The organism is Anaerococcus sp. NML200574, from assembly GCF_026131665.1.
Lineage (GTDB): Bacteria > Bacillota > Clostridia > Tissierellales > Peptoniphilaceae > Anaerococcus > Anaerococcus kampingae.
In genome coordinates, this window is the sequence record NZ_JAMXSM010000070.1 from 1 (window position 1) to 1019 (window position 1019).

Here is a 1019-nt window from a genome sequence, read left to right on the forward strand (position 1 = left end):
TTTCTTAAATGATCATAACTTTTAAAATCTTCTCCATAATACATTTCCTGTTTCAATATTCCAAAGAAGTTCTCCATTGGAGAATTGTCTAGACAATTCCCTTTTCTTGACATACTTTGCCTTATATCCATCTTTTCTAGTTTTTTAGTCCAAGTACTATGTTGGTAATGAAATCCTTGGTCTGAGTGTATAGTTAAATCTTTAATGTCCTTATTTTCTTTTAACGCTCTTTCTAGCATAGTATTAGTTAATTCTATTGTTGGGTGATTGCTTAGTGTATAGCTGATTATTTCACTGTTGTATAGGTCTAATATTGGTGATAAGTATAGTTTCTTTTCTTGTCCTTTAATTCTAAATTCTGTTACATCTGTTAGCCATAATTGATTTGGTTTAGTAGCTTTAAACTGTCTTTTTACAACATTATCTGCTACTTTACCTATTTGTCCCTTGTATGATGAGTATTTTCTTGATCTAGTTTTAAATTTAGAGCATAGCAAGGATTCTTCTCTCATTATTCTTAAGACTTTTTTATGATTAATATTAAAGCCTTTATTTTTTAGTACCATAGTTACTCTTCTATAGCCATATCTACCTTTTGATGCTTCTACTATGGTTGTTATTTCTTTTCTAATTTCTTTATCTTTATCTACTGGACTTTCTAATTTTATCTTCCATTCATAGTATGATGATTTTGGTAACTTAGCTATTTTTAGCCATTCATTTATTTTACTTTTAGGGTGTTCTTTTAGAAGTTTGAGGATTATCTTTGTCTTTTTCTTGCTTCTGCTTCCTCTTCCAGGAGCAAGGCTTGTAGCTTTTTTTCGTAGATTATCTTCATTTTTAGAAGTCTATTTTCTTCTCTTAATCTTATTAATTTTCTCTTTCAGTTTCGTTTATTGGAGTATTAAGTTTAGACTTTTTATTTAATTTGGTCATATTTTTTCTAGGCCTTCCTCTGTTATCCTCTAGTCCAGATAAACCACGCTGTCTATATGCTCTCTCCCGATTACATATTATTG

The 1019-nt window shown here is 29.6% G+C and carries 1 protein-coding gene and 1 pseudogene; both read right to left on the reverse strand.

The window, feature by feature from the left end; translation table 11 throughout:
- The coding region (locus tag NH286_RS10735; RefSeq protein ID WP_414826870.1) for an IS3 family transposase at nucleotides 1–77 on the reverse strand (77 nt) is incomplete at its 3' end.
- Nucleotides 63–767, reverse strand: a pseudogene (locus tag NH286_RS10645) (IS3 family transposase); the annotation flags it as partial. The pseudogene NH286_RS10645 and the gene NH286_RS10735, both read right to left, overlap by 15 nt.
- Between the last annotated feature and the right edge of the window lie 252 nt (nucleotides 768–1019).